Raw genomic sequence first — 6636 nt, forward strand, 5'->3', positions numbered from 1 at the left:
CGGCTTCGTCCAGCTCATAGCCGGTGTCCACAAAGACCGCATCGCCATCGATGAGGCGCGTTGCGAGCAAATCGGAACGTTCATAGAGCGTTGCCAAAGGAATCTGGTAAAGCGTGCCATTACGGTAGATGCGCACTGAGGCAAAATCTTGATCCGGCGCAGAAACACCGCCAACAGCAGCCAATGCTTCGGACAGGCGCAAAGGCGTTAAGGTGATGGGCAGCACGTTTGGCGCTGCAACCGCGCCGCCAACAGAGACGCGGCGCGAATTAAACTGGGAGATTTCCAAGCTGAATGTCGGATCAAATTGGTTTTCGACCAGACGCTGGAACAGCTCTGCCTCTGCATCTTCGATGCTAAGATTGGCGATGCGCACCCGACCGACGTTTGGAATATTCACCGCGCCGTCATCCTGCACCGTGTAGCCTTGGCGCGAATTCTGCGCAGCCAAGAGGCCAGACAATTGCTCGATTGAACCGCCAGCGTTGGGCGTGGACAGCAGAACAACATCGCCAATGCCGATTTCATAGGGGCGTTGTTGCACGAAGGGGGGAGGGTTCAGCACAAGCGCAGGCGGTCGACCCGTCGGATCGGCTGTCGCTTCAGGCAAGGCACCTGCGCCACGAAGGCCACCGCCGCCGCCAGCAGTCACTGAGAAAACAGCAGGAAGCGTGCGGGGATTGTAAGGAGAGCTGTTTGCCTGAACGACCGTTTCTGCGTTGAGTTTCACAACGCGAACGTTTGTTCCGTCATCAACGCCGGGCACGACAGACGAAGAACGATAAATCGTGCTACATCCCAGTGTCGCCGTCAGTGCGGCTAGCATTATTAGATGTTTAATCGCTCTCATCCCCCGATAAGCCTTATTTGTTAGTGCGTGACTCGCGTCGAGATATACCCTGACCGCGGGCCGATCCATTGTCTAGATTGAACAATGCGCCTTTGCTTTGGGTCTACCCAATACAGGTTCGTAAACTCTTGATCCAGACTGCGGCAGCTTTCTGTCACCAATCGCGTTGAAATAGTTTTAGAGGCCAGCGTGATAGGCGCTTTGTCACCGACGTTCACTTGGCAGCGATATGTACGTGTGACGGCCTCATCATTGCCGTTTAGATAGGTATGAAAACGATCCGAAAACCCGGATTTCAAGCCAAACACATGGGCCATAGGCTGACTTAACTCAGACGCCAAAAGCCCATCGCCCAAGCCGCGTATCCCGTGCAGCATCCCTTTTTGCAGGATGACCTGTGCTCCTTCACTGGCGAGCCAATACTCAAAGTCGCCCCTTTGGTGCTCCAGAAGGATGTTGGTGCCTTGTTGGGTTCTCACAAAAGCCACTTGCAGCACGGGCGCCCCTGATTGAAGCAACGCCGTAAACCGTGGCTGAGCGGCTTGCGAGGAAAGCACAGACCGCACAAGGCCAATTTGTGAATTTTCGTCGCTCGCAGTGCCGCACCCTGCAAGCAGTGCCAAGCACAGCAATGTTTGTTTCCAATGCTTCATCGGTAGAAACGCCCCCAGCCGTCGCTTAGCTTGTTCGAGCGATAGTCGCGCACTTCACCATAGAGCCGGTTGCTCACATTGAGGCGCGCGCCGCCGTCTCGCAAGACAGGTTGAATGACTTGCGTGGCTTTCTTGCGCGAGGGTTGGCCAGAGAGCCAAGAGAAGGGAACAGAGACGCGGATTCCCTTGTCAAACGAGCCTTCGCCAAAGTCGCTAAAGGGCACGTCCGTTAACGTCGCATAAGCGCCAACCTTGAAGCCGTTCTTGAATTCACGGTCCACGCTCAGGGTCGCGCCGAGATCACCAGCCAGATAGCGCCCGACATCAAGTTGGGTCGTGAAGCCGTTGCCAAAGTCATAATAGGCAGAGGCATGACCTGTCAGCACTTCGTAATTTTGCAAACCGAACAGCATATCAAAATCACGTTGCTTCACATAATTCAGCTCAACGCCCAAGGCCAAGCGACTGTCGTTCGGAAACCAGAGCAGCTCGCCAGAGACACCTGCATACATGGCTTCCAGATACCCGACGGTCGCGCGGCCAAAGAGGTTCTCACCTGGGCGGAACATGTATTCCGCGGTGAGTTCCTGAATTTCGAGATCGGACTCTTGTGCATATCGCACCGCGTCAGAGCGAACGCGCTGAATGACCGAGTTTGATGTGCGCGTGGCGTCTGCGATGTTGCCAACAAAAGGATAGCGCGCAATGCCCGAAAAAGTGAGGCCGGGCAGGGGGCGATAAGAGGCGCTCAGCTCTACACCGAGATCATAACGCACAGGATTGTCGGGATCGAAGAACGAGAATGCTGTGTAGGGGCCAAGGCCAAAGCTGAACTTTGGAAATGTCTCTGCCAGCTCTCCATCGCGCCCCATCGCATGCGGGTCTTCAAAACGTGCGCGTGTCAGTGTCTTCCAAGAGCCGTCATAGTCTTCAGCTAGAGTTTCGAGGTCATTACGGTTCAGCTTTACCGTGGTGATGGGCACGCCCTTGGTTTGGAACGTAATGGCAAAGCGCGTGATATGTGCGGGCAAAACGGCCGCCATTGCGCGCGCGGCGCGTCCAGCGGCTTGGGCCTCAATATCCCAGCGGTTGTTGTGAATACGAACAGATGCCTGCGCGCCGCTATGGCTGAAGCCCTGTAGCTCCATGCCCTCACTTGCGAGCAGGCGCTTAAGAGCGCTCTCAGCTTGTGTGTGAACATCGGGCGAGGTCAAATCGCGCGTTGAGAGCAGAGCTTGGCCACTGGCGCGCATTGGCAATGGCGCCTTGTCAAAGCCGCCCGGAACCCTGCGTGATTTTGGGTTGAGATTGAGCGTATACTGAAGCCCGACTTCACGCCCACCCGTGATAAACGCGCGCAGGTTCGACCCGCTGGGGTAACTATAGTTCAGGCCAACATTGATCGGGCTTGCGATATCAATCACGCCGCGCTGGACCTGAAAGTCATAGGCGTCCGAAGAGTATTCCAGTTGGAAGCTCAGGCGCTTCGTGGCCTGATATTCAACGCCGCCGAAAAATGCAGCACGACCGCGAAACCATGCCCCGAAATCTGGACGACCTGCGAATGCCTGTCCGCCCAGACTATCGGAAGGGCGTACATCAAAACTATCGTCGAGCGTGCTGAGCGGGTTGGAGAACGAACCGGTCTGCGCCAAACGGCCCCAACCGATTCCGCCTGTCACTTTAAACCGTCCGCCAATGGATTTTGTTGCGACGACATACTCGCTGGCAGCGATGCCGGTTCCGCCGAAATCGCGCAGACCAATTGCAACGCCCGGACGGCGATCTGTTTCGTGCAAAAGCTGGTATTGAAGATCGAAGCTACGATCGTAAAGGTTGCCAGAAGGGAGCGAAAAATCCCTTAAGATGCTATAGCGAAATGTGCCTGAAAGACGTGGAAGAACTTGGAAAGTCAGTGTGTTTCGTGAAATTTTCGCAAATCTGTTTGTCGTAATAGCGAGATGGCCATCCGGCAAAGCTTCCGCCGTTGGAATATCAACAAGTCCTGGTGTTCCGTAAGTCGATAGCGTTTGAGAATATGCCATGCTAGCATTCGCAAAAGCACATATCACGCCGAGTAGAATAGAGTTTCTAAGTGCCATTCATTCCTCTGACGCTAAAGTACCTCTGTTTCTACCTTTAATTGAACGAGACCACACGAATGGATCATAAAAGGATGCGCAATTTGTCAGCGCAGTGGGGCGCGCCTGCAACACACAGACTGTTGGTGCGCGAATGATTGGCAGGCTCTTAGGGCGAATAGCAGGTCGCGGCCCATCTCTTAGTGATCTCAAGCCCGATGTCCCCTTTGTTGCAATCGGGGACGTACATGGGCGTTTGGACCTTTTGGAAATCCTCTTGGATAAACTGCCCGATGTCCAAGTCGTTTTGGTTGGGGATTATGTGGATCGCGGCGATGATAGCGCGGGCGTGTTGCGTCTGCTCAGTGGGCGCCCCGATCTTATTTGTTTGAACGGCAACCACGAAGATCTGATGCTGGGATTTATCAAAGCTCCCGAGCGAAATGGCGCGCGTTGGCTTCGCTATGGCGGGCTGCAAACCCTTGCCAGCTATGGTGTCAAGGGAATGACCGAAACCAGTAGCGAAGACGCGATGATCACCGCGCGCGATCAGTTGATCGATGCAATGGGCGCAGAGACATTGGACTGGCTGAAATCACGTCCTGCGTCTTGGCAGACAGGCAATGTTGCCGTTGTTCATGCCGGCGCTGATCCCACTGTGCCGATATATGATCAAAGCGTCAAAACGCTGTATTGGGGGCATAGCGATTTCACCAAAAAGCGCAGACGCGATGGCGTTTGGGTTGTTCATGGGCATACAATCGTGGATGCACCCGAAATCCTGCGCGAGCGTATCGCAATTGATACTGGCGCTTATGCGACGGGTCGCTTGTCAGCCGTTCACGTTGACCGGGCAAGCGCGCGTTTTGAAACGGTCACGGTTCAGCGCTGAAGAAGGTAAGATTTATAGGCGTCGTTCCAAAGCTTCGCAGCGGCCTGAAGTGCGCTGTCGCGTTGGATAAGGCGATGCATGCCTGCGGGATTCCACGGTTTTGCCGCTCCATTGAAGTGGAGCACCTTGGCGTCGTCAATATCAAGTCCTGAATGCTTCAATATCTCTTTGCGGTGGCGCAAAACGTAATTGTATTCGGCGCCGAGCAAATGCTGCAGCCCATCAAAGTGAACATTGAACAACAATTGATCCGTGTGTCCCGTCGCATTGCCCTGCCAGTGCGCTGGATCGAGTTTTTTGATAAGCGCATTCAGGTTTTCCAGCGTGCGAATGCTGCGATCCATAAGCATGAACCCAGCATTAAAGGCATGCGCAAAACCGGCGTTTGAAGCGCTCGCATCCATTTCGACAAAGCTGCCAGTGTGGCGTGGATTGCCGCGATAAAACGATCCATCCCCGCAACACAGGAGCGGCTGAGGCATCGAAAATAGGGTCTGCAGCGAACTGAGGATCAGAAGATCGCTATCGCAAAACAACACTCGATCATACTCGATGAGCCCTATCACCTCGATTGAATGGAATTGGGCTGTTTGAGCCTCAAGGTTGGGAAGCGCTCGGGTCAGGCGATCGATATTATCGCTGAGCGTTTGGCGCGGGCGGATAAATTTCACCCTGTCAAACCGTGCCTGCAGTTGTTCTTGTTCTTTGTCAGATAGATCGTGGTGAATGATCACAAGATCGCCGTCAAACCAGCTGTTATGTTGAAGGAACGAATGGAGTAAAACCATGGTGCCGGGTAGAAAACTGGAACTCGACACAGTCGCGAGAGCGACAGTTTGTTGAATGCCTTCGCTCATAACAGGTCTTGCTCAACACGATCTGCCAATTCGTGGATTTCTAAGGTGTCAGTTGGCCTCACGATTTTGGTCAAAGAGTTGTTTTTGGCGAGCGTCGTTACGGCCTGAAAAGAGAACGCTTCTAGCCCAAGGCCTTTGTAGTAATTTCTCCGAAAAGTGAAACGTGTGAGGTATTGAAACTGCTCTGCTGCAGAGAGATCGCGCACATCAATTGGACTGCCATCTTGCGGGTGCAAGAGATATGCGCGGTGCAATGGTCTTGGGTGCTCGCAAAATAGCGGCGCGGGTACAAGATACTTGTCTTTGTCAGCGCGCATTGGCGTCAGCCCGCCGCTCGCGATGTCAAAGAACGACATCGCTTTCTTTGTGAGCCTTCGGGTTGGGAAGGCTGGCAGAACCTTTGGCGTTTCAGAGCCGTCAAATTGTAGGGCACTGATATCATCACTGATCATCGCATAACCGCGCGTAAGCATGGCCGAAAGAAGCGTCGATTTGCCAGCTCCCGATTTGCCAAGGAAAAGAACGGCGCCCTTTGGGGTTTCAATTGCGCTCGCGTGAAGGGTTAACAATTCTCGCTGTTGCAGCAGCGCAGCAAAGGCGGAGCCTATGAGATAGGCTTCAATGTCTTGCGCATCCGCACTGGGAGCAGATTCGATCCAAATCTCTTTGCCTTTTGCAATCAAAAAACGTGCAATGTCAGGAATGTCGAGCAACAGCTTTTCGCCGTCTGCTTGCCAATCGCGTTTGCCAACAGTCACGGAAGAGGCTTCGAACGGTTTGCCAATGTCGCGGATCTGAATTCGCGCATCTGGTGTCGCTTTTGGCATGTCTGGCAACGTGCGCACGGCAAAGTCTGAGAGGATGTTAAGTCCGAAGGCCTTGTAGTGATAAGGCGCGCTCATTGCTCTTGGCCCCAGACCTCGATAGCGTTCATTGCGCAGCATCGAAAAATTCAAAAATCAGATGAATGCGGTCTTCATCGCCCGTGTTTTGAACACCGTGAGGTGCGATATTGTTCACTTCATATGCGCGCCCAACTTCTAGATGGCGTTCTTCATCGTCGATATAAAACACAGCGCCCGGATTGGTTTGAAGGGGGACATGAACTTTATGGGTTACTAAGTTCGAGCCCGCGCCGTCAATATGACGATCGATCACCGCACCCGCAGAGAGCCGTGCCAACATAATCTTGGAATATTCGCAAGACGCATAGCCGTATTGGGCAGTGATACCATCCATGAGCGGCCGCAACATTTGCTGCCAAATCATCCAAATGGGGGTGGAGTAATGCGTGCGCGGATCG

General features: G+C 53.7%; 7 protein-coding genes. 1 reads left to right on the forward strand and 6 read right to left on the reverse strand.

Features of this window, described 5'->3' with window-relative positions; genetic code table 11:
- From ABJQ89_RS06780 to ABJQ89_RS06790, 3 genes are all read right to left on the reverse strand, one after another.
- The coding region (locus ABJQ89_RS06780) for a polysaccharide biosynthesis/export family protein (RefSeq protein ID WP_348495507.1) at window positions 1-826 on the reverse strand (826 nt) is incomplete at its 3' end.
- Window positions 827-870: 44 nt separating this feature from the next.
- Window positions 871-1503: a YjbF family lipoprotein gene (locus tag ABJQ89_RS06785; RefSeq protein ID WP_348495508.1), complete on the reverse strand. Its 633-nt coding sequence runs from the start codon at window positions 1501-1503 to the stop codon at window positions 871-873.
- Window positions 1500-3548, reverse strand: coding sequence for a YjbH domain-containing protein (locus tag ABJQ89_RS06790; protein WP_348495509.1), 2049 nt, complete (start codon window positions 3546-3548; stop codon window positions 1500-1502). The genes ABJQ89_RS06785 and ABJQ89_RS06790 overlap by 4 nt, the downstream gene beginning before the upstream one ends.
- Before the next feature lie 190 nt (window positions 3549-3738).
- On the opposite strand from ABJQ89_RS06790, the gene ABJQ89_RS06795 reads away from it, so the two are divergent.
- Window positions 3739-4476 carry a metallophosphoesterase gene (locus ABJQ89_RS06795; RefSeq protein WP_348495510.1) on the forward strand — a complete coding sequence of 246 codons (738 nt, stop codon included), beginning with the start codon at window positions 3739-3741 and terminating at the stop codon, window positions 4474-4476.
- On the opposite strand, the gene ABJQ89_RS06800 is transcribed toward ABJQ89_RS06795, so the two are convergent.
- The 3 genes from ABJQ89_RS06800 to ABJQ89_RS06810 all read right to left on the reverse strand — a co-directional run.
- Complete coding sequence (locus tag ABJQ89_RS06800; protein WP_348495511.1) at window positions 4467-5333, reverse strand: glycosyltransferase; 867 nt, start codon at window positions 5331-5333, stop codon at window positions 4467-4469. The two genes, ABJQ89_RS06795 and ABJQ89_RS06800, sit on opposite strands and share 10 nt — an antisense overlap.
- The gene (locus ABJQ89_RS06805; protein ID WP_348495512.1) at window positions 5330-6235 is read right to left on the reverse strand and encodes a hypothetical protein; all 906 of its coding nucleotides are present in this window, start codon (window positions 6233-6235) and stop codon (window positions 5330-5332) included. Before ABJQ89_RS06805 ends, ABJQ89_RS06800 begins: the two co-directional genes overlap by 4 nt.
- A 28-nt stretch (window positions 6236-6263) precedes the next feature.
- Window positions 6264-6636: aspartyl/asparaginyl beta-hydroxylase domain-containing protein (locus ABJQ89_RS06810; protein WP_348495513.1), on the reverse strand; the 373-nt coding region annotated here is incomplete at its 5' end.

The organism is Planktotalea sp., assembly GCF_039984035.1.
Taxonomy (GTDB): domain Bacteria; phylum Pseudomonadota; class Alphaproteobacteria; order Rhodobacterales; family Rhodobacteraceae; genus Planktotalea.